This is a genomic window from Urbifossiella limnaea (assembly GCF_007747215.1).
Taxonomy (GTDB): domain Bacteria; phylum Planctomycetota; class Planctomycetia; order Gemmatales; family Gemmataceae; genus Urbifossiella; species Urbifossiella limnaea.
The window spans coordinates 2424311-2445631 of the sequence record NZ_CP036273.1 but is presented as its reverse complement, the minus strand read 5'-3'; the positions used below and the strand labels follow the sequence as shown (position 1 = coordinate 2445631).

The window sequence follows — 21321 nt, the reverse complement described above, 5'->3', positions numbered from 1 at the left end:
CCCCGCTTCCTTCGGGATGCCGTCCATGTTCTGCCGCCTCGCCGGCCCCGCGGCCGTGGCGCTCGCCGCGGCCGGCCTCCTCGCCGCGGGTCACCTCGACGCCCAGCCCGCTCCCCCGGCCAAGAGCCCGCCCGTCGATTTCACGAAGGACGTGAAGCCGATCCTCGACCGGCACTGCGTCTCGTGCCACGGCCCCGAGAAGCAGAAGGGCGGCCTCCGCCTCGACCGCCGCGCCGACGCCCTGCGCGGCGGCGACAGCGGCAAGGCAATCGTGGCCGGGAACGCGAACGACAGCTACCTGCTGAAGCTGGTGAGCGGCGCCGACCCCGACAACGTGATGCCCCCGCGCGGCGAACGCCTCACCGCCGCGCAGGTGGGCGTGCTCCGCAGCTGGGTCGAGCAGGGCGCCCGCTGGCCCGACGACGGCTCGGCCGCCGCCAACCCCGCCGACTGGTGGTCGCTGAAGCCGCTGACCCGGCCGCCGGTGCCGACCCCGCCCGCGGCCGTCGCGTTCCCGATCCGCAACCCGATCGACGCTTATGTTCTCGCCACGCTCCGCACCCGCAACCTGTCTCCCTCGCCGGAAGCAGACCGGCGCACGCTCATCCGCCGGCTCTCCTTCGACCTGATCGGCCTGCCGCCGACGCCCGAGGAGATCGACGCCTTCGCTGCCGACCCCGCCCCCGACGCCTACGAGAAGCTGGTCGAGAAGCTGCTGGCGTCGCCGCACTTCGGCGAGCGGTGGGCGCGGCACTGGCTCGACGTGGTCCACTTCGGCGAGACGCACGGGTACGACAAGGACCAGCCGCGGCCGAACGCGTGGCCGTACCGCGACTACGTCATCCGGGCGTTCAACGCCGACAAGCCGTACTCGCGGTTCGTGCAGGAGCAGATCGCCGGCGACGTGCTGTTCCCCGGCACCGCCGACGGGTTCGAGGCGCTCGGGTTCCTGTCAGCCGGCCCGTGGGACTTCATCGGCCACGTCGAGCTGCCCGAGTCGAAGATCGACGGCCGCGTGGCCCGCCACCTGGACCGCGACGACTTCGTCTCCAACACCGTGGGCTCGTTTTTGAGCCTGACGGCGCATTGTGCCCAGTGCCACAACCACAAGTTCGACCCGATCCCGCAGGAGGACTATTACCGGTTGCAGGCCGTGTTCGCGGCCATCGACCGGGCCGACCGCCAGTACGACCCCGACCCCGCCACCGGGGCGAAGCGCACCGAGCTGACCGCGAAGCGGTCCGCGGCGCAGGAGCGGGTGAGCCGCATCGAGTCAGCCGCGAAGGCGAAAGCGGGGCCGGAGTTGGTCGAACTCGACAAGCAGATCGCGGCCGCGAAGCAGCCCGGCGCCCGCCCCGCGGAACACGGCTACCACTCGGCCATCGAGGCCCAGCCCGACCGGGCGAAGTGGGTGCAGGTCGATCTCGGCGAGACCGTGGCGCTCGACCGCGTCGTGCTGCGGCCGTGCCACGACGACTTCAACAGCATCGGCGCCGGGTTCGGCTTCCCGGTGCGGTTCAAGGTGGAAGTGTCCGACGACGCCGCGTTCGCGCGGCCGGCGCTGGTCGCCGACCACACCGCGGCCGACTTCCCCAACCCCGGCCTGACCGCGGTACGCCTGCCCGCCAACGGCGCGAAGGGGCGCTACGTCCGCCTCACCGCGACGCGGCTCGTCAGCCGGATGCCCACGGACTACATCCTCGCCGTGTCCGAGCTCGAAGCGATCGACGCGGCCGGTGCCAACCGGGCGGCCGGGAAGGCGGCCACGTCGCTGGACAGCATCGAAGCAGCGCCGCGGTGGCGCCGGTCCAACCTGACCGACGGCAAGTTCCCGACCGGCACCGCGACCGAGGACGTGACGGCACTCACCGCCCGACGCGCCAAGCGGTTCGACGACGCGCTCGCGCCCGCGGACGCCGTCGCGTGGCGGGCCGCAGTCGCCGACCGCGACGGGGCCGATCTTGAACTGCGGAAGCTACCGCCGACGCAGCGCACCGCCTACGTCGGCGCGGTTCACACCGGCTCGGGCAACTTCGTCGGCACCGGCACGAACGCCGGCCGACCGCGGCCGATCCACCTGCTGCCGCGCGGCGACGTGACCAAGCCCGGCCGCGAGGTTCAACCCGGGCCGCTCTCGCAGCTACCGGGGCTCCCTGCGGCGTTCGACCTGCCGCCGAACCACCGCGAGGGCGACCGCCGGGCGGCGCTCGCGCGGTGGGTCACGGACTCGAAGAACCCGCTGGTCTGGCGCAGCGCCGCGAACCGCGTCTGGCAGTACCACTTCGGCCGCGGCCTCGTCGAGACGCCGAACGACTTCGGCCGCATGGGCGCGCTGCCGACGCACCCCGAACTGCTCGACTGGCTCGCCGCCGAACTGCGCGACCGCGACAGCCTCAAGCACCTGCACCGGCTCATCGTGACGAGTTCGACGTACCGCCAGGGCTCGGCGACGAACGCGGAGTACGCCCGCGCCGACGCCGACAACCGCTTCCTGTGGCGGCAGAACCGGCGGAAGCTGGAGGCCGAGGTGGTGCGCGACTCGATCCTGTGGGCGGCCGGGAAGCTCGACCGCACGATGGGCGGGCCGAGCTTCCGCGACTTCGTCGTCGAGCGGCCCGAGCACTCGCCGCACTACCAGTACCACCTCCACAACCCGAACGACCCGGCGAGCCACCGGCGGGCGGTGTACCGGTTCGTGGTGCGGTCGAAGCAGCAGCCGTTCATGGCGGCGCTCGACTGCGCCGACCCGTCGCTCGCCGTGGACCGGCGGAACCAGACGATCACGCCGCAGCAGGCGCTGGCGCTGCTGAACAACCGGCTGGCGGTGACGATGGCCGGTCACCTCGCGGACCGGGTGCGGCCCCTTGCGACCGACGACACCGGCCGCGCCGCGGCCGCGTTCCGCATCGCGACGGGGCGGGCGCCGACGCCCGACGAGCGGCGTTCGCTCGGCGACTACGCCGCGGCGCACGGCCTCCCCGCGGCGTGCCGCGTGGTGCTGAACCTGAACGAGTTCGTGTTCGCCGACTGAACCCCGGAGCCCGCCGTGCTCTCCCCCGTCGTCGCCGCCCTCCTGCTGGCCCCCGCCGCGCCGCCGAACGCGCCGTGGGCCGAGCTCCGCGTCACCGACGCCGCTACCGGCCGCGGCGTACCGCTCGTCGAACTCACCACCGTCCACGGCGACCGCTTCGTCACCGACAGCGCCGGCCGCATCGCGTTCCAGGAGCCGGGCCTGATGGGCCGCGACGTGTACCTCTCCGTCCGCGGCCACGGCTACGAGGTGAAGAAGGACGGCTTCGGCTTCGCCGGCGCGAAGGTGACGCCGCAGCCGGGGAAGGTGAGCGAGATCAAGGTGGCGCGCACTGTCCCCGCGGAACGGCTGTGCCGCCTGACGGGCGAAGGTCGGTTCCGCGACACCGAACTGCTCGGCTACCCGTCGCCGCTGCCGGTGAGCCCGAACCTGGGCCGCGTCGTGGGGCAGGACAGCGTCCAGTCGGTCATCTACCGCGGCAAGGCGTTCTGGTTCTGGGGCGACACCAACCGGCTCGACTACCCGCTCGGCCTCTACCGCACCGCCGGCGCCACCACGCCGATCCCCACACCCGCCTTCGACCCGTCGGCAGGTCTGCCTTACGACTACTTCGTAAACCCGAAGACCGGCTTCGCCCGCGCCATGATCCCGCTGCCGGAGCGGCCCGACGGCGTGGTGTGGGTGTTCTGCACGTGTGTCGTCCCGGACGCCGACGGGAAGGAGCGCCTGGCGACGCACTACACCCGCCGTAAGGGGCTGACTGACGAGTTGGAGCACGGCATCGCCGTGTACGACGACGCGAAGGACGTCTTCGTCCCCGTCAAGCAGCTGCCGCTCGCCGAGAAGTGGCGGCGGCCGAACGGGCACCCGATCCCGTGGGACGACGGCGGCACCCGCTACCTGCTGTTCGGTAGCCCGAACCCGAACGTCCGTGTGCCGGCGACGCTGGAGGCGATCCTCGACGCGACGCGGTACGAGGCGTTCACTTGTGAGCCGGCGGACGGAACCTGGCGCTGGCAGAAGGAGCTGCCGCCGACCGACTCTAAGACCGAGCACGCCTGGCTGAAGGCCGGGAAGCTGAAGGCGGAACACGCCCGCTTCTGCCCCGCGGACGCGGCGAAGCCGGCCCAGCGCGTGCAGTTGCACAGCGGGTCGGTGCGCTGGAACGAGTACCGGAAGCGCTGGGTGATGCTCGCCGGACAGGTCGGCGGCACGTCGCACCTGGGCGAGGTGTGGTACGCGGAGGCCGACCACCCGACCGGGCCGTTCCAAAAGGCCATGAAGGTGGCGACGCACGATCGGCAGACGTTCTACAACGTCGTCCACCACGCCATCCTCGACCGCGACGGCGGGCGGACGATCCACTTCGAGGGGACTTTCACGCACGACTTCAGCGGCAACCCCGACCGGGTGCCGCGGTACGACTACAACCAGGTGCTATACCGGCTCGACCTGCGGCACCCGGCGGTCGCGTCACTGCCCTGATCGGTCGTGAGCTCTCCCCGTCCGGCACGCGGGGCAGCACTTTTTGACCGGATTCCGTCGATTCCGGTTGCATCCCCCGAACGGGAGGTTATGCCATTACTATGGACAGGAGTCCACTACTGACATTACGCTCACATCCACGGGAGCCGCCGTGCCGCTCCGCTACCTGTTCGTGGACATGAACTCGTTCTTCGCGTCCGTCGAGCAGCAGCTCGACCCCGCCCTCCGCGGCAAGCCCGTCGCCGTCATCCCGACGCAGGCCGACACCACCTTCTGCATCGCCGCCAGCTACGAGGCCAAGGCGTTCGGCGTGAAGACCGGCACGCCCGTGTGGGAGGCCAAGCAGCTGTGCCCCAGGATCATCCTGAGGGAGGCCCGGCACCGCGAGTACGTCACGTTCCACAACCGCGTCGTGGACGCCATCGGGTCGGTCATCCCGGTCAAGTCGATCGCGTCGATCGACGAGATGTCGTGCCGGCTGGTCGAGTCGGAGCGGAAGCGCGACAGGGTGGTCGAGATCGGCCGGGCGATCAAGGACGCGATTTACCGACGGGCCGGCGACCAGATGCGCTGCTCGATCGGGGCCGGGCCGAACGAGATCCTCGCCAAGATGGGCTCCGACTTCAAGAAGCCCGACGGCCTGACCGTGTTCGCCGACGACGACCTGCCGCACCGCCTGCACGTGCTGCCGATCGAGGCCTTCCCCGGGGTGGGGCCGCGGATGAAGCGGCGGCTGAACCTGCACGGCGTGTTCACCACCGAACAGTTCTGCGCCGCCCCGGTGAGCGTGCTGGCGGCCGTGTGGGGGAGCAAGTTGCTCGGCGAGAAGTGGTACCGCACCGTCCGCGGCGAGGACGTGCCGGAGCGGCCGACGCGGCGGCAGACGGTCGGCCACTCGCACGTCCTGCCGCCGGGCCTGCGGACCGACGAGGGCGCCTACGGCGTGATGGTGCGACTGACTCACAAGGCGGTAGCCCGGCTGCGGAAGGTGGGGTACTGGACCGGAGGCGTGTCGGTCGGCGTCAGCTACCTGGGCGAGCCGGGGACGGTGGCGGCGCCGTCGGGCTGGGGCAAGGCGGGGTGGGGCGCCAGGTGCCGGTTCCCGCACCGCGAGGACACGCCGGGCGTGCTCCGGGCCGTGTCCGACATGTGGGCGACGCGGCCGCCGGGCGGGGTGCCGTTCAAAGTCGGCATGGTCTTGACGGACCTGCGGCCGGCCGCGAACGCGACACCGAGCCTGTTCGAGATCGACCGCAAGGAGGCGGAGCTGTCGCACGCCATGGACGACGTGAACGCCGAGTTCGGGGGAAGCGTCGTGCACTTCGGCGGCATGTGGGGGCTGAAGGACGCGGCTCCCACGCGGGTGGCGTTCACGCAGATCCCGGACTTCGACCGCCGGGTCGTTTAATCCACGTCCCAGACCACGACCGCGCCGCCGTCGCCGCCGGCCGCCGCCCGCAGGCCGTCCGGGGCGAACGCGAGCGCCGTCACCTTCCCCACCGGCCACGTCAGCGCCATCCGATCGGCGCCGGTCGCGGCGTCCCACAGGCGCACCGTCTGGTCCCAACTACCGGTCACGAGCGTGGCGCCGTCCGGGCTGAATGCCAGCGACGTGACCCGCCCCTTGTGCCCCTTCAGCGTGCCCCGCGGCTGTCGCTTCGGAACGTCGAACAACGCGACGAGCCAGTCGGCCGTGACCGCGAGCGTGGAACCGCTGGGCGACAGGGCAACGGCCGAAGCGGTGTGCTTGAGCGGGAAGTGAACCGGGTCGCGCTTGCGCACGTCCCACGCGGTCGCCTTCATGTGCCCGGTCGCCCACGCCACCACGCCGGCGTTGGGGGCGGCCGCAACGGCGCGAACGCCGTTCGGCTCGCGGAACGCCGGGCCGATCCGCTTCTCGGCCGCCACGTCCCACAGTTCGAATGCGCCCGGCGTCGGCTTGTCGCGGTCGCCGGTGCCGACGGCCAGCCAGTGCGGGCCGGCCGCGGCGACGCCGTTCACCCCCGCCGGCGCCGGCGGCCCGAACGCCCGCCAGCTGCCGTCGGTGCGGCGGTACAGGTGCCAGCCGTGGGCGTGGCCGACCGCCAGGCCGCCGTCGGCGAGGAACGTCAGGCCGAATACCTCGGGTGCCTTCGGGTGCGGTTCGACGAGGAGTTCGGCTCCGGCCTCGGAGCGGACCCACACGGCCCCGTCGCGGCCGGCGGACGCGAGGGCGGCGCCGTCCGGCGAAAACGCGAGGGCGGCGACGGGCTTCGTGTGGTCGTGGTGGATCAGCATGGTGCGGGTCTCGCCGGCGGCAGGATACCCCGGCCGGCCGGGATCACGCTATCCTGATTCTACGCCCAGCCCGGAGCCCGCCGATGAGCATCGAGTGGACCGACGACGACCCGGACACCGGCGAGAAGCGGTACGTACGGGTCGAGAAGTTCGCGCGGGCGTGGCGGTTCCAGGTCCGCTTCCGCCGCCGCACCGAGTGGGACCGCACGGTCGTGCCGACCCGGGACATGTGGGAGACGCTGCTGGACGCGCTGGAGCGGCGGTACCGGCGGCGCGAGGGCGTGTCCGACGAGGATCTGGCCGCTGTGCGGAAGGTGATCGCCGGCCTCCCAGGAGACAGGAGCCCGGGGACAGGAGGCACTCCAGAACCGTAAGAGCATTGTCCCCTGGCCCATTTCCCCTGATCCGGCCATGCCCTACACCCCGATCCTCGCCACGCTCGGCTACGTGTTCTCGCCCGACCGCAGGCGGGTGCTCATGGTCCACCGCACCGCACGGCCCGGCGACGCGCACCTCGGCAAGTACAACGGCCTCGGCGGCAAGCTCGAACCCGGCGAGGATGTGGTCGCCGGGATGCGCCGCGAGCTCCGGGAGGAAGCCGGCATCGAGTGCGACGCCGTCCAGCTCGCCGGCACCGTCTCCTGGCCGGGCTTCGGGAAAGGTGGCGAGGACTGGTTCGGCTTCGTCTTCCGCGTCTTCGCCTTCCACGGCACGCCGCCGGCCGCGAACGCCGAGGGCACACTGGAATGGGTTGAACTGGAGCGGGTGCCTGAGCTCCCGCTGTGGGAGGGCGACCGACACTTCCTACCGTTCGTGTTCGACCCGTCACTTCCACAGTTCCACGGCGTCATGCCGTACGAGAACGGGCGGCCGGTACGCTGGTCGGTCAGCCTTCTCCCGGCGCTCGAGTTGAGAGGGCCGTGGAACCCTACCGGCGCGTGACCTGTGTACGATTTTCTGCCGGGGCCGAAACTTTGGGTCGCGCTCGCGCCTTTGAATGCAACCGTGTGCTAGGGTTGTTCGCGGACCCGGCCCGGACCGGGTGCGACGGACCTGTGAGGCGCCGTGTCGATGTCTTTCCCCAAAGTCCGGTCCACGACACCGGGGGCGTTCGCCCCGGCCGTCGGCGCCGAACCGGCACCGGGATACCGTCTGAAGCGGGTCCGCGGCCGCGGCGGGTTCGCCGAGGTTTGGGAGTCCGACAGCCCCAGCGGCCCGGTCGCCCTCAAGTTCATGCTCAGCTCGAACGCCTCCACCACCTCGCGCGAGCTGCGGAGTGTGCAGTCGTTCCAGGCGATGGAGCACCCGTACCTCGTCCGCACGCACGCCGTCTTCACGGTGCCCGGGTACGTCGTCACGGCAATGGAACTGGCCGAGGCGACGCTCCTCGACCTGATGTTCTTGTACTCCGACGAGCTCCGCCAGCCGATCCCGCCGGCCCAACTCGGGCTCTACCTGTGGCAGGTCGGCCAGGCGCTGGACTTCCTCAACGCCCGTAAGCACGTCCGCGACGGGCGGAAGGTCGGCTTCCAGCACGGCGACATCAAGCCGAACAACGTGCTCCTCTTCGGCGACGTCGCGAAACTGACCGACTACGGCGTGGCGACGGCGACCAACGGGCCGACGACCCCGTGCCCGCGGCACGGCACCCGCGACTACGCCGCCCCCGAGGTGCTCCAGGGCTACCAGACCGACTACTCCGACCAGTTCAGCCTGGCGGTGACCTACCACGTGCTCCGCGTCGGCTGCTTCCCGTACCCGCCAGCCCCGAGTGGTGAACTGCCGAAGTCCTACGCCCGACCGGCCGCCGACCTGTCGGCGCTGAGCCCGGCCGAGCGGCTGGCACTGAGCCGGGCACTGTCGCCGGTGCCGCAGGACCGCTACCCGAACTGCGAGGCGCTGACGAACCAGCTCCTCCGCTCGCTCGGATTGAAGGCTCAGCTGGAGATGGACCGGCCCGTGAGGATCGTGCCCGACGACGAGACCCTGCCGGACGGGACCAGGGCGGGGTCCCGCTCCCGCTTACTGACCTGCACCCCGCCGCCGGCGTCGACGAACGGGGGGCGGTCCAGTTCGGTCATCAAACACCGTCCCGGGCCACGTTCTACGGCATGACCCGCAGCGGCACCCGCTTCCCGCCGCGCAGGATGACCAGCTCGAACGCCTGCCCCGCACGCCGCGTCGCCATCGCCGACATGTAGCCCTGCACGCTCCGCACCGGCACGCCGGCGATCTCCACGATCACGTCGCCCTCGCGCAGCCCGGTCTTCTGGGCGAGCCCGCCGCCGGTCGTGCCCTCGATCCGCATCCCGTCGCCGCCCATGTAGCCGTAGTCGGGCCGGACGCCGAGCCGCACCGCGGCCATCTTCACGCCGGTCCCCGCGTGCGGGTTCAGCGGGTCTTCGAACCCGCCCGCCGCCTCCTGGTAGCGCGGCCGGGCCAGCGACGAACTCAGGTCGAGGACCAGGTCTTCGCACAGCGCCACGACGGTGGCCATCGCCGGCACGTCGATCGTCTCGGGGATGTCGGCCGGGCGGTGGTACTCGTCGTGGAGGCCGGTGAACAGGAACAGCACCGGCACCTTCTTGCGGTAGAACGACTCGTGGTCGCTGCGGCCGATGCCGCCGGGAATCTTGACGATCTTCAGCCCGTACCGCGACTCCGCGGCGGACACGGTTCGCTCAAACGAGTCGCCGGTGCCGGTGCCGTACACGACCATCCGCGGCTTGGTGGTGAGCCCGAGCCAGTCGCCAGCGCCGGGCCGCAGCCGGCCGATCATGTCGAGGTTCACCATCGCCGCCGTCTTCGCCAGCGGCACGACCGGGTGTTCACAGTAATACTTCGAGCCGAACAGGCCGCGCTCCTCGCCGGTGAAGGCGACGAACACCAGGCGCCGGCCGCGGCGGTTCTTCTCGGCCCCGAACCGGCGGGCGAGTTCGATCAGGCCGGTGGTGCCGCTGGCGTTGTCGTCGGCGCCGAGGTGGAGCTTTCCCTGGGCGGGGTTGCCGCCCATGCTGAGCGGGCCGCTGCCGTAGCCGAGGTGGTCGTAGTGGGCGCCGATCACCACCGTCTCGTCGGCCAGCGGGCCGCTCCCCTCCAGCACACCGACGACGTTCTTGACCTGAACTTCCTTGCGGCTGACGCCGATGTCGCCGTCGCCGCTCCAGCCGGGCAGCTCGGCCGACACCGGCTTCAAGTCCTTGTCGTTCTCCGCTTCGAGCTGCACGAGCGTCTTGCCGAGCGCCGCCTGGAGCAACCGCGACGCCGCGACGCGCTTCAGGTGCAGCACCGGCAGGCGGGTGGAAACGTCGGTGTACTTGTGGTCCTCGAACGGGACGAGTTGGTCGGCGGACCCGGCCGTCTCGGGGTCGCTGACGAAGATGACGCCGGCCGCCTTGTGTTCGACAGCGTTGTCGAGCTTCATCCGCAGCGCGGCATACGGGCTGTCCTCGCCGGCGGGCGTGCTGGTATCGAACCGCTTTTCGCCCTTCTCCGCGGGCCGCGGCGTGCGGCGGATCACGATCACCCACTTCCCCTTCACGTCGACGCCGGCGTAGTCGTCGTACTTGAGGTTCGGCGCGGTGATACCGTGGCCGACGAACACGACGCCGGCCGCGAGCTTGCCGCCGCTGCTGTACCCGGTGGGGGCGAACTCGCCCTTGTACTCGACCGGCACACGCTTGTCGGGGCCGGTGAAGGTGAGCGAACTCGGCCCCTCGACCTCGGGGAACGCGAGCATCGTGAACGGCTGGAAGGACACCATCAGCCCCGCGGCCTTGAACTGCGCGGCGACGTGGTCGGCGGCGCGGTCGAGCCCGGCGGTGCCGACGCCGCGGCCTTCGCAGTCGGGGCCGGCGAGGAAGAACAGGTCCTTCTTCATCCGCGCGACGGCCTCGGCGTCCGCCGGCAGCGGCTGGGCAACGGCCGTGGCGGCAAGGAGGACGAACGCGAGCGGCAGCAAGCGGCGCATGACGCGACCCTGAGCGGCGGGGACGATGGCAGTCATTATCACCGATCGGCGCAAGTCGGAACAGGGGCGGCGTTGCAGAGGCGAGCTGCCCCGGCGAGGGGCCCGCGTCAGCGGGCTGTTCCTGAGCGCGTCAGTTACTGGAGAGAACAGCCCGCTGACGCGGGCCCCTCGCCGGGGCGAAAGATTCTCGAAAAAAATCGCCGCCGCCCGCGAACCTCCTGCTGTCTCCCAGCGTCCGAGAGGAGTTACCCTGCGACCGGTTCGTGCCGGCCACTGGAAAGCGTGGGTCAATCGGGCGGAGCGGCTTGCGACCAACGGCCAGATCGGGTACAGTTACCCGTCCGGCTTTCGGTTCCAGCCGACCCGTCCGCCGGACCCTAACCCGTAACCCGAATCCCCCTAACCGTTCCCGATGACCTCCTAGCTCCATCCGCACGGCAGCGGCCCACAACCGCTGCCACAACCGTCCGCCGGAGGCCCGAAATGTCCACGACCCTGAAGACCATGACGAAGACCGTGACGGCCGTCAGCGTGAAGCTGACGACCCCGGCCGATCGCATCGGTCGCGGGCTCGTCGCGTTCGCGGGTTCGCCGGCGGAACACCTGTCGCGGGGGCAATTCCCGTTGCCCCCGTATCCGGCCTCGGACAACGCCGAGGGCCGGCAGGACCCCGCCATGCGAATGCGGGCGACTGTCGAGCCCCCGGCCGGTCCGGCCGGTCGTTTCGTCCCGGTAACCCCGACCCTCGGGCGGCCCGGGTCGCGAAGCACCAGCTCCTCGCGGAGTTGGCTGCCAGCGGCCAAACGGCCGGCGCGGGCGGGAGACGCCGCGGTGTCCCGTCGATGCACCTGGTCCGGCTGCGACTGCCAATCGCCCGACCAGCGGTTCGACACACGGCCCGCAACGCGGCTCCCGGCCCCGACCCCGGTGGTCGGAAAGTGAGGTGACCCACGGCATACGCGACGTGAACGGCTCCCTGGAACGACCCACGAGAACCCGCACCCCGGGTTCGACTGATAGCCCCCAGACCGTGCTGCGCGTGTGGTGTAGGTCACACCGAGACATCCACTGATTTCGCTGGTTCCTGAGCGAGAGATGGCCCGCGGCTAGGCCGCGCGGCGGGCGGGTGCCCACCGGACAGACGGGTGACCATCACCCAGTCGTCCCGGGTACAACCCCCCGCACGCAACGCCACCTGTGCCGCCGCCGCCTCGCACCGAGGGACGCGCCGACGACCCCGCGCACCGCGCGGGCTCGCGCCGTCCCCCGGCCCGGTTGCCGCCGTCCCCCCACCCCTGATCCGGGGCGGGCCGGCCGGCCGGGTCGCGGGCACCCGCACACATACTCCCACGGGAAGGATCGGGCGGAAGGTCGCGCGATGAGCTGGAACGAGATCACCGTCCTGGTCGAGCAGGCGAAGACCGGCGACCGGGCGGCGTACGGCGAGCTGGTCACCCGGTTCCAGGGGAGCGTCTACGCCATGGCGCTGGCGCGGGTGCGGAACCCGCTGGAGGCGCAGGAGCTGGCGCAGGACGTGTTCGTCCACGGCATGCGGAAGCTGCCGCAGCTCCGGGACCCGCGGTGCTTCGCCGGGTGGCTGCGGCGGATCACGGCACGGATGGCGATCAACCGGCTGACCCGGCGGGGGCCGCTGTTCGGCGCCGAGACGGAGCTGCTCGACGCGGTTCCGGCCCGGGCGCGGGCGGCGGAGGACGAGTACGCCGTCGGCGAGGCAGTCGGGCAGCTGAAGGTCGGGCTGGCCCGGCTGAAGCCGCTGGACCGGGCGACGCTGGAGGCGTTCTACATCCGGGGCCGGAGCTTGAAGCAGATCGCCCGGGAGTTCGAGGTGCCGACCGGGACCGTGAAGCGGCGGCTGCACGTCGCCCGGGCGCGGCTGAAGGAGGTACTGGAGGGGATCGACCCGACGCTGGCCGAGCAGTTCGCCGCGGAGGGCGAGCTCGCCGGCGTGTGACGTGAGCGGGAAACCGCAGAGAAGCCCGGGGACGGCCGTCCCCGGGCTTCTCTCGTAGCCGTCGGGTAGAATCGAAATTCGAGCCTACCCACGGACGGGACCGCATGTTCTCGACGCTGTCGTTCCTGGCCCGCGCCAACGTCGTCAACCGGCTGACGCGCTCCGACCCGGCGAAGGTCGCCAGGCTCCGCGAGACGCGGTTCCGCAAGCTCCTCCGTGCCGCCACCCGCTCGCCACTCTACCGCGACAAGTTCCGCGGTCTCGATCTCGCCCGCTGCCCCCTCGACGCGCTGCCGACGCTGAACAAGCACGAGGCGATGGCCCGCTTCGACGACTGGGCCACCGACCGCGCCGTCACCCTCCGCGCGGCCGAGGCGTTCGTCGGCGACTTCGCCAACGTCGGTAGGCTGTTCCTCGGCAAGTACGTGCTGATGCACACGTCCGGCAGCAGCGGGCAGGCCGTGATCCTCGTCCAGCCGCGGGCGGCGGTCGATTTGCTGTTCACGCTCCAGATGACGCGCGGCAACGCCACCGGCGACACCGGCGTCCGTGAGGCGTACCGCAAGTTCCGCAACCCCGCCCGGCTGGCGATCGTGACGCTGAAGGAGGGCTTCTATCCGACCGGCGCCACGTTCGAGTTCTACCCGCGGCAGCTGCGGCACTTCGTCCACCTCCGGCGGCTCTCGCAGACCGACCCGGACCTGATCGCCAAGCTGAACGACTACTCGCCGACGGTCGTCACCGCCTACGCCACGGCGCTGCAGGAGCTGGCCGACGAGTTCGAAGCGGGCCGGCTGAAACTCCCGGGCCTGAAGCACGTCGTGAACAATAGCGAGCTGCTGACCGAACCGGCGCGGGAGCGGTTGCTCAAAGTGTTCGGCGTGCCCGTGTTTAATAATTACGCTACCGCCGAGTGCATGCACCTGACCACCGGCTGCCCCACCGACCCGGGGATGCACGTGAACGCCGACTGGTCCATCCTCGAAGTCGTAGACGCGGACAACCGCCCCGTCCCGCCCGGCGTCACCGGGTCGAAGGTGCTACTGACGAATCTCGCGAACACGGTCCAGCCGGTGATCCGCTACGAGGTGCCGGACCGGGTCACGCTCGCCACCGCCGGGTGCCGCTGCGGCAGCCGGCTGCCGCGGGTCGAGCGCGTCGAGGGCCGCGGGCAGGAGAACTTCTGGGCACATCGCGGCGGCGAGTGGGTGCGGGTGGACGCCTTCATCATCAAGGCCGCGCTGAACTACTGCACCGACTCGTTCGACTGGCAGGCCGAGCAGGACGAGCCCGGCGTCATACGCCTCGCCGTCGCCGTCCTCCCGGGCCGCGAGCTGGACGTGCCCCGGCTGCGGTTCCGGCTTGACGAGCAGCTGGCGCTGTACGGGCTGCGCGGGCTTGTGCGGATCGAGCCGCGGGGGGTATCACGGATCGCCCCCGACCCGCGCACGGGAAAGGTCCGCCGCTCCATCTGCCGCACCGGCCCCGCCGAGACGCCGCGATGACTTCGCCCACCGCCCTGGTGACCGCCCGCAAGCTGTCGTGGGCCGACACCCTCCGCGGACACGCCCGCACCGCCCCCGTTATGCTGCTGGTGCCGGCCACGTTCCTGGCCGTGTACCTCGGCGCGCCGTGGTGGGCGGTCGCGCTGTTGATGGCGGTGCAGCTGCACTTCATGCACGCCTGCCTGATCGGCTTCCACGAGACGGCGCACTTCAACTTCGCGCCGGCGCGCGCCTACAACGAGGTGTGCGGGCTGCTGCTCGGCACCAGTACGTTCATGAGCCTCACGCTGTACCGCGCGGTCCACCACACGCACCACGCCTACTTCGGCACCGACCGCGACGAGGAACTGTGGCCGCACACACGGCCGGACGCCCCGCGGCGCTTCCGCCGGCTGATGGCCGCGTTTGAGTTGGGACTTGGGCTGATCGCCACGCCGCTGCTGTTCCTGCGGTCGTTTCTCCGCCGCGGCGGGCCGGTACGTGAGCCGCACGTCCGCCGCCGCGTGTGGGTCGAACTCGCGGTCATTGCCGTGGTGTGGAGCGGCACGGTCGCCGCGGTCGCGGCGCTCGACCTGTGGCTGCCGTTCGTCGTGGCGTGGGTGCTGCCGGCGTTCCTGGTCGGGAACGTGACGACGTGGCGGAAGTATGTCGAGCACGTCGGCCTGACCGGCGACTGACCCGCCGGCCTGACGCGACTCATCGCCGCGCCCGATCCCGCGGGGAAGGCGCTGTCGGTGCTGCTGTTCCACGAGCCGCTGCACGGCGTCCATCACCTGTACGCTGGGCTGCCGAGTGGGCGGCTGCCGGCGTTCGTCGGCGACCTGCCGGCGGAGGGGCGGGTGTTCCCGTCGTACCGGGCGGCGGTGGTGGATTTGCTGCGCGGCCTCGGCGACCCACAGGTCGGGCCGCAGTGGCACGCGACCGGCGGCGCGCGATCGTCCGACGCGGCCTAACGCTTGCCGCGGCCGATGCCGTAGTAGGTGAACCCGTACTGGCTCATCGTCCGCTCGTCGTACACGTTGCGGCCGTCGAAGACGACGTGCCCCGCGAGCAGCCGGCGGATCAGCTCGAAGTCCGGGTTGCGGAACTCCGGCCACTCGGTCACGATCGCCAGCCCGTCGGCCCCCTCCAGCGCCCCGTACGGCTTGTCGGCGTAGTAGAGCTTCTCGCCGTAGAGCGCTCGCACGTTCTCCATCGCCTCCGGGTCGTGGACGCGAACCTTCACGCCGGCCGCGAGCAGTTCGTCGATCAACGTCAGGGCCGGTGCCTCGCGGATGTCGTCGGTGCGGGGCTTGAACGCCAGCCCCCACACCGCCAGCGTCTTGCCGGCCAGGTCGCCACCGAAGTGGGCCGCGATCTTGCCGAACAACACCAGCTTCTGGTCGTCATTGACGGCATCCACGGCCTGCATGAGCTTCAGCGGCAGGCCGGTGCGGCGGCCCATCGCGATGACCGCCTCGATGTCCTTCGGGAAGCACGACCCGCCGTACCCGGGGCCGGGGAAGAGGAACTGGAAGCCGATGCGCTGATCGTGGCCGATGCCTTTCCGCACGTCGTTGATGTCGGCGTGGAGGCGGTCGCACAGGTTGGCCATCTCGTTGATGAAGCTGATCTTCGTGGCGAGCATGGCGTTCGCGGCGTACTTCGTCATCTCGGCCGACTCGGGGGTCATCACCAGGAACGGCCGCTCGGTGCGGAGGAACGGCGCGTACAGCTCGCGCAGCACCTCGGCGACCTCGGGCCGGCGGACGCCGACGACGACGCGGTCGGGCTTCATGAAGTCGTCGATCGCGGCGCCTTCCTTGAGGAACTCGGGGTTGCTGGCGACCTCGACGTGCGGGCACCCGGCCGCGGCGAGCCGCCCGGCCACGGCCTTGTTCGTGCCGACGGGGACGGTGCTCTTGGTGATGACGACGCGAGAACCGGGCGGCCCCGGCGGCTCGTCCTTCAGCGCCGCCCCGATGGCGTCGGCGACGGCGAACACGGCCGTCAGGTCGGCGTCGCCGGCTTCGGACTGCGGGGTGCCGACGGCGATGAAGATGAGCCGCGCGGCGCGGACGGCGGTGCGCAGGTCGGTCGTAAAGCTGAGGCGGGCGTCGTGCCGGTTCCGCTGCACGAGTTCGAGGAGGCCAGGCTCGTAGATGGGGAGCTTGCCGGCGTTCAGCGTCTCGATCTTGGCGGGGTTGTTGTCGACGCACGTCACGTCGTTGCCGCTCTCGGCCAGGCAGGTGCCTGTGACGAGCCCGACGTACCCGGTGCCAACGACGGTAACTTTCATGTCGAAATCCCAAGTCAGGATTGGACACAAAAGGGCACGAAAAGACACAAGAAGGAAGCCGGTCGGAGACTGACTTTTTGTGTCTTTTCGTGCCCTTTTGTGGTCGTGCTCGGTGTTCGTCAGCCGGCCTGTTGGCGCCAGTCGGCGAGGATGTCGGCGAGCGTCTGGTCCAGCGCGATGTGCGGCTCCCAGCCGGTCGCGGCCCGTAATTTGGACGTGTCCGCCCGCGTGATCGTCGTGTCCGCCTTGCGGCCCGGCTCGACCGCCTGCCGCACCTCGATCGGGATCGTCGCCTGCGCGAGTAGCCGGTCCAGAAGCTCCTGGATGCGGTACGTCGTGCCGCGGCCGGCGTTGTACGCCTCGCCCGTCTTCCCCTTCTCCAGTAGCAGCGGGAACGCCGCCACCATGTCGCGCACGTCGGTGATGTCGCGGCGGGCGGACAGGTCGCCGGTGGTCATGGCCGGTTCCTGTCGGCGCATCTCGGCGGCCGCGATCTGGCGGGCGAAGTTGGCGACCGCGTAGTCGGCGCTCTGGCGCGGACCGATCTGGTTGAACAGTCGCACCCGCACGATGTCGAGGCCGGCGCTGCGGGTGTACTGGTAGCTGACGATGTCGGCGGCGGCCTTGCTTGCGGCGTAAGGGCTCGCCGGCTTCAGCGTCGTCCGCTCGTCGCAGGCGGCGTCCGGCGCGTCGGGGTCGCCGTAGATGAGGCCGGTGGACACGAACAGGATGCGCGGCCGGACGCCCGAGCGGACGACGGCGTCGTACAGGCTGCGGGTGGCGTCGAGGTTGTCGCGCCAGCACGACCCCGGCTCGCGGAACGAGCCGCCGGTGTTGGCGTACCCCGCGAGGTGGAACAGCCACTCGGGCCGAACCTGCTTCAACACGTCCTCGACGCGGCCGGTGTCGAGCAGGTCGGCGGCGTGAAGTTCGGCGGTGCCGGCGAGGTGTTCCAGGCGGCCGGGCCACGTCGCCGAGCGGCCGACGCCGGCGAGGGAGTGCCCCGCGGCGGCAAGCCGCTCGGCGAGATGCCCGCCGACGAACCCGGTGATGCCGGTGATGAGCGTTCGCATGGATTGATGATTGATGAGTGCGGATTGATGATTGTGCAGAACGCCGGTCCGGTCCGGTCATTCATCAATCTTCAATCACAATTCATCAATGCTCAGATCCCCCGGGCCTTGAAGTCCGGCAGCGGCTGGCCCTGGAGGCGGGCGAGGTCGGCCTTCACCATCCGCTCCACCAGCTGCTCGAAGGTCACCTCCGGCTTCCACCCGAGCTTCGCCTTGGCCTTCGCCGGGTCGCCGATCAGCAAATCGACCTCCGCCGGCCGAACGAACGCCGGGTCGATCACGACGTGGTTCTCCCAGTTCAGCCCCGCCGCGGCGAACGCCAACTCCACCAGCCGCTTCACGGTATGGGTCTCGCCGGTGGCGATGACGTAGTCGTCCGGCGTGTCCTGCTGGAGCATCAGCCACATGGCGCGGACGTAGTCGCCGGCGAAGCCCCAGTCGCGCTTCGAGTCGAGGTTGCCGAGCCGCAGTTCCTTCGCCATCCCGAGCTTGATGCGGGCCACGCCGTCGGTGACCTTGCGGGTCACGAACTCGCGGCCGCGGCGCTCCGACTCGTGGTTGAAGAGGATGCCGCTACAGCAGTACATGTTGTAGCTCTCGCGGTAGTTGATGGTGATCCAGTGGCCGTACACCTTGGCCACGCCGTAGGGGCTGCGCGGGTACAGCGGCGTGCTCTCGGTCTGCGGCACCTCCTGCACCTTGCCGAACATCTCGCTCGACGACGCCTGGTAGAAGCGGATGCGTTCCTTCCCCAGCAGGCGGATCGCCTCCAGCACGCGCGTCACGCCGGTGGCGGTAAACTCGGCCGTCAGCACCGGCTGCTTCCAGCTCGTCGGCACGAAGCTCTGGGCGGCGAGGTTGTACACCTCGTCGGGATTCGACTCCTTGATCACGTCGATGATGGACAGCTGGTCGAGCAGGTCGGCCTGGTGGAGGTGAATCTTGCCGGACAGGTGGTTGATGCGCTCGAACGTCTCGGTGCTGGCCCGGCGGACGACGCCGTGGACCTCGTACCCCTTCTCCAGCAGCAGCTCGGCGAGGTAGCTGCCGTCCTGCCCCGTCACCCCGGTGATGAGCGCCCGCTTCATGTCTGCCCTTCGTGGAACGATGTCCGGCCCGCGGGTCTGCCCCCGGATGCGTCTGGTTTATTCCCCGTGCGGGGGAACGACCAATGCCCCCGAGCCGGCCCCGTCCGGGGTCGGAGCCGCCGAACAACCCCAACCCCGGACTGGGCCGGCTCGGAGCGCCGAAACTTCAGCGAAACTGCCATTTCCGCCCAACTTCGCCCACCGGCCGTGCCGATAAGGGGGGTGATGCCGGTCGATCCGCCGGCGGCCCCGGAGCGTGCCGATGACCGACCCCCGAACGGAAGCCGGCCTGTTGCACGTCGAGCGGCTCGAACCGCGCGACGTGCCCGCCGTCGCCGCGCTCGTCGATACCACACTGGCCGTCGCCGGCACCGACGGGGACGACCGCATCGCCGTCTTCCTCAGCGGCACCGACCTCGTCGTGTACGACGGCGCCGCCGAGATCGGCCGCGTGGCGTCGGCCGCCGTCACCGCCATCGCCATCGACGGCGCCGGCGGGAACGACGTGATCAAGGTGGACCGGTCCGTCACGCAGCCGGCCGACCTGATGGGCGGCGCCGGCAACGACAAGCTGGTGGGCGGCGGCGGCGCGACAGGCCTCACGGGTGACGGCGGGGACGACGTGTTGTTCGGCGGCGCCGGGATGAACACGTTCAACGGCGACGGCGGCGTCAACGAACTCATCCGCGTCCGGCCCGACGACGTGGTCTTCCCCGCGGCCGGCGACCGGATTCTCGCCGACGCCGGCCCACCGCTGCCGGCGGTCACGGAGACGATCACCGCCGACGAGGTGAACGCCCTGCTCCGCCGCGCGTCGGCGGCGTCGGCCAGTTCCGACGCCATCATCGTCATCACCGACCGCAACGGCCGCATCCTCGGCACCCGCGTCGAGAGCGGCGTCGCGCCGGAAATTACCGGCAACGTCGACAACCTCGTCTTCGCCATCGACGGGGCGCTCGCGAAGGCCCGCACCGGGGCGTTCTTCGGCAACAACCAGGCGCCGCTGACGAGCCGGACCGTGCAGTTCATCAGCCAGAGCACGATCACGCAGCGCGAGATCGAGTCGAACCCGAGCATCACCGACCCGAACTCGACCCAGCGTGGTCCGGGATTCGTCGCGGCCACAAACGTCGGCAACCACTTCCCGCCGGGCATCGCCTTCACCCCGCAGGTGGACCTGTTCCAGATCGAGCACACCAACCGCGACTCCAGTGTTCACCCCGGCGACGACGGGATCAAGGGGACGGCGGACGACGTGGCCCTGGCGCAGCGGTTCAACATTGACCCGGCGTTCGTGCCCGCGGGGCAGGCGCTGTTCGCGCCGGAGTCCTACGGCTTCGCGTCCGGCGTCCGCCCGCGCGCCCAGAGCCGCGGCATCGCCACGCTGCCCGGCGGCATCCCGATTTACAAGAACGGTCAGGTCGTCGGCGGCATCGGCGTCTTCTTCCCGGGCAAGACCGGCTTCGCCACCGAAGAGAACTCGTCGCTGTCGTTCACCTACGACCCCACGAAGCCGGACCGCACGCTGGAAGCCGAGTGGATCGCCTACGCGGCCGTGGGTGGCACCGTCGTATCCGTCACGCCCGGTATCGAGCCGAGCCCCGTGCAGTTCCCGCTGAATGGGGCGGCGCTCCCGGCCGGGTTCGGCCTCCCCACCGGCCGCATCGACCTCGTCGGCATCCAGCTCGACATCTTCGGCCAGGGCGGCGCCCAGGAAGGTACCGAGCGCGTGCTCCAGGTCGGCGCGGTGGTCGGCCGCGGCAGCCCGGACGACGGCGCGAACGTGCCCGTGGACCCCGGCGCGAACGGCACCCCAGGCGATGGCGACGACGTGTTCCTGCGCGGCGGCGTGGTCGTGCCCGAGGGGTGGCTCGTGGCCCCGCACGACGGCGACGGCATCAGCAAGGCCGACGTGGAGCGGATCATCACGCAGTCGGTCGTACAGTCGAACCTGACGCGCGCCGCGATCCGGCTGCCGCTCGGCTCGCGGGCCAAGTTCGTGTTCGCCGTCACCGACCGGCAGGGGAACGTTGTCGGCCTGTTCCGCCAGTCGGACGCCACGGTGTTCTCGATCGACGTGGCGGTGGCGAAGGCGCGGAACGTGATGTACTACGCCGACCCCGCGCAGCTCCAGCCGATCGACCAGGTGCCAGGCGTGCCGGCAGGGACGGCGTTCACCAACCGCACGTTCCGCTACCTCGGCCTGCCACGGTTCCCGGAGGGAATCGACGGCAACCCCGCCGGCCCGTTCTCGCAGCTTTACGACGACATCGCCGGCACCGACTACAACACCGGCCGGCTGGTCGGCCCGGCGAAACCGGCGTCGGCGTACCAGAGTGTGGTGGGGTACGACAGCTTCAACCCGGGCACGAACTTCCGCCAACAGGGGAACGTTCTGAACCAGAACGGCATCGTCTTCTTCCCCGGCAGCGCCCCGCTGTACAAGGTCGCCGGCGCCACGGCGGTGCTGTCGGGTGGGTTTGGCGTGTCCGGCGACGGGGTGGACCAGGACGACATCACGACCGTGGCCGGGCAGGTGGGCTACGACGTGCTGGGGGCGGTGCTGCGGGCGGATCAGGTGTTCTTCCAGGGCGTCCGGCTGCCGTACCAGAAGGGGAACCGGAACCCGGAGGGGTAACGGG

General features: G+C 70.7%; 16 protein-coding genes. 11 read left to right on the top strand and 5 right to left on the bottom strand.

Annotation, left to right across the window (positions count from 1 at the left end; genetic code table 11):
• The first annotated feature begins 25 nt into the window (after nt 1-25).
• From ETAA1_RS09705 to ETAA1_RS09695, 3 genes are all read left to right on the top strand, one after another.
• Nucleotides 26-3031: a DUF1553 domain-containing protein gene (locus ETAA1_RS09705; protein WP_145236929.1), complete on the top strand. Its 3006-nt coding sequence runs from the start codon at nt 26-28 to the stop codon at nt 3029-3031.
• A 15-nt stretch (nt 3032-3046) separates the two neighbouring features.
• A complete protein-coding gene (locus tag ETAA1_RS09700; protein ID WP_145236926.1) occupies nt 3047-4516 on the top strand; it encodes a DUF4185 domain-containing protein in 1470 nt (489 codons plus the stop codon).
• 151 nt (nt 4517-4667) lie between these two features.
• A complete protein-coding gene (locus ETAA1_RS09695; RefSeq protein ID WP_145236923.1) occupies nt 4668-5924 on the top strand; it encodes a DNA polymerase Y family protein in 1257 nt (418 codons plus the stop codon).
• On the opposite strand, the gene ETAA1_RS09690 is transcribed toward ETAA1_RS09695, so the two are convergent.
• Nucleotides 5921-6793, bottom strand: coding sequence for a WD40 repeat domain-containing protein (locus ETAA1_RS09690; RefSeq protein WP_145236920.1), 873 nt, complete (start codon nt 6791-6793; stop codon nt 5921-5923). The two genes, ETAA1_RS09695 and ETAA1_RS09690, sit on opposite strands and share 4 nt — an antisense overlap.
• An 83-nt stretch (nt 6794-6876) precedes the next feature.
• Here ETAA1_RS09690 and ETAA1_RS09685 point away from each other — a divergent pair, with 83 nt between their 5' ends.
• The 3 genes from ETAA1_RS09685 to ETAA1_RS09675 all read left to right on the top strand — a co-directional run bounded on the left by ETAA1_RS09685 (nt 6877) and on the right by ETAA1_RS09675 (nt 8908).
• Nucleotides 6877-7167, top strand: coding sequence for a hypothetical protein (locus tag ETAA1_RS09685; RefSeq protein ID WP_145236917.1), 291 nt, complete (start codon nt 6877-6879; stop codon nt 7165-7167).
• Nucleotides 7168-7204: 37 nt separating this feature from the next.
• A complete protein-coding gene (locus ETAA1_RS09680) occupies nt 7205-7735 on the top strand; it encodes an NUDIX hydrolase (protein WP_145236914.1) in 531 nt (176 codons plus the stop codon).
• A gap of 129 nt (nt 7736-7864) precedes the next feature.
• The gene (locus ETAA1_RS09675; protein WP_145236911.1) at nt 7865-8908 is read left to right on the top strand and encodes a serine/threonine-protein kinase; all 1044 of its coding nucleotides are present in this window, start codon (nt 7865-7867) and stop codon (nt 8906-8908) included.
• Here the strand turns inward: ETAA1_RS09675 and ETAA1_RS09670 are convergent.
• Nucleotides 8898-10763 carry a M20/M25/M40 family metallo-hydrolase gene (locus ETAA1_RS09670; protein ID WP_145236909.1) on the bottom strand — a complete coding sequence of 622 codons (1866 nt, stop codon included), beginning with the start codon at nt 10761-10763 and terminating at the stop codon, nt 8898-8900. The genes ETAA1_RS09675 and ETAA1_RS09670 overlap by 11 nt on opposite strands.
• Nucleotides 10764-12141: 1378 nt before the next feature.
• Here ETAA1_RS09670 and ETAA1_RS09665 point away from each other — a divergent pair.
• The 4 genes from ETAA1_RS09665 (at nt 12142) to ETAA1_RS09650 (ending at nt 15193) form a co-directional block, all read left to right on the top strand.
• Nucleotides 12142-12735 (top strand): RNA polymerase sigma factor, encoded by a 594-nt coding sequence (locus tag ETAA1_RS09665; protein ID WP_145236905.1) that lies wholly within the window; start codon nt 12142-12144, stop codon nt 12733-12735.
• Between the two features lie 104 nt (nt 12736-12839).
• Nucleotides 12840-14240, top strand: coding sequence for an AMP-binding protein (locus tag ETAA1_RS09660; protein WP_145236902.1), 1401 nt, complete (start codon nt 12840-12842; stop codon nt 14238-14240).
• Nucleotides 14237-14917 carry a fatty acid desaturase family protein gene (locus ETAA1_RS09655; RefSeq protein ID WP_145236899.1) on the top strand — a complete coding sequence of 227 codons (681 nt, stop codon included), beginning with the start codon at nt 14237-14239 and terminating at the stop codon, nt 14915-14917. The genes ETAA1_RS09660 and ETAA1_RS09655 overlap by 4 nt, the downstream gene beginning before the upstream one ends.
• Before the next feature lie 57 nt (nt 14918-14974).
• Nucleotides 14975-15193, top strand: coding sequence for a hypothetical protein (locus ETAA1_RS09650; RefSeq protein ID WP_145236896.1), 219 nt, complete (start codon nt 14975-14977; stop codon nt 15191-15193).
• Here the strand turns inward: ETAA1_RS09650 and ETAA1_RS09645 are convergent.
• From ETAA1_RS09645 to gmd, 3 genes are all read right to left on the bottom strand, one after another.
• A complete protein-coding gene (locus tag ETAA1_RS09645) occupies nt 15190-16518 on the bottom strand; it encodes a UDP-glucose dehydrogenase family protein (RefSeq protein ID WP_145236893.1) in 1329 nt (442 codons plus the stop codon). The genes ETAA1_RS09650 and ETAA1_RS09645 overlap by 4 nt on opposite strands.
• 119 nt (nt 16519-16637) lie before the next feature.
• Entirely contained in the window at nt 16638-17591 is a 954-nt protein-coding gene (locus tag ETAA1_RS09640) for a GDP-mannose 4,6-dehydratase (protein WP_145236889.1), read from the bottom strand.
• Nucleotides 17592-17683: 92 nt separating this feature from the next.
• Nucleotides 17684-18679 (bottom strand): GDP-mannose 4,6-dehydratase, encoded by a 996-nt coding sequence (gene gmd, locus ETAA1_RS09635; RefSeq protein ID WP_145236886.1) that lies wholly within the window; start codon nt 18677-18679, stop codon nt 17684-17686.
• A gap of 262 nt (nt 18680-18941) precedes the next feature.
• On the opposite strand from gmd, the gene ETAA1_RS09630 reads away from it, so the two are divergent.
• Nucleotides 18942-21317, top strand: a complete 2376-nt coding sequence (locus ETAA1_RS09630; protein WP_145236883.1) for a heme-binding protein — start codon at nt 18942-18944, stop codon at nt 21315-21317.
• Nucleotides 21318-21321 lie beyond the last annotated feature (4 nt).

Bases quoted from the DNA above. Each gene is read 5' to 3' on its own strand.
- ETAA1_RS09665 (WP_145236905.1), top strand. From the start codon at position 12,142: ATGAGCTGGAACGAGATCACCGTCCTGGTCGAGCAGGCGAAGACCGGC.
- ETAA1_RS09645 (WP_145236893.1), bottom strand. From the start codon at position 16,518: ATGAAAGTTACCGTCGTTGGCACCGGGTACGTCGGGCTCGTCACAGGC.
- ETAA1_RS09630 (WP_145236883.1), top strand. From the start codon at position 18,942: ATGACCGACCCCCGAACGGAAGCCGGCCTGTTGCACGTCGAGCGGCTC.
- ETAA1_RS09705 (WP_145236929.1), top strand. From the start codon at position 26: ATGTTCTGCCGCCTCGCCGGCCCCGCGGCCGTGGCGCTCGCCGCGGCC.
- gmd (WP_145236886.1), bottom strand. From the start codon at position 18,679: ATGAAGCGGGCGCTCATCACCGGGGTGACGGGGCAGGACGGCAGCTAC.
- ETAA1_RS09640 (WP_145236889.1), bottom strand. From the start codon at position 17,591: ATGCGAACGCTCATCACCGGCATCACCGGGTTCGTCGGCGGGCATCTC.
- ETAA1_RS09655 (WP_145236899.1), top strand. From the start codon at position 14,237: ATGACTTCGCCCACCGCCCTGGTGACCGCCCGCAAGCTGTCGTGGGCC.
- ETAA1_RS09670 (WP_145236909.1), bottom strand. From the start codon at position 10,763: ATGCGCCGCTTGCTGCCGCTCGCGTTCGTCCTCCTTGCCGCCACGGCC.
- ETAA1_RS09690 (WP_145236920.1), bottom strand. From the start codon at position 6,793: ATGCTGATCCACCACGACCACACGAAGCCCGTCGCCGCCCTCGCGTTT.
- ETAA1_RS09685 (WP_145236917.1), top strand. From the start codon at position 6,877: ATGAGCATCGAGTGGACCGACGACGACCCGGACACCGGCGAGAAGCGG.
- ETAA1_RS09680 (WP_145236914.1), top strand. From the start codon at position 7,205: ATGCCCTACACCCCGATCCTCGCCACGCTCGGCTACGTGTTCTCGCCC.
- ETAA1_RS09675 (WP_145236911.1), top strand. From the start codon at position 7,865: ATGTCTTTCCCCAAAGTCCGGTCCACGACACCGGGGGCGTTCGCCCCG.
- ETAA1_RS09660 (WP_145236902.1), top strand. From the start codon at position 12,840: ATGTTCTCGACGCTGTCGTTCCTGGCCCGCGCCAACGTCGTCAACCGG.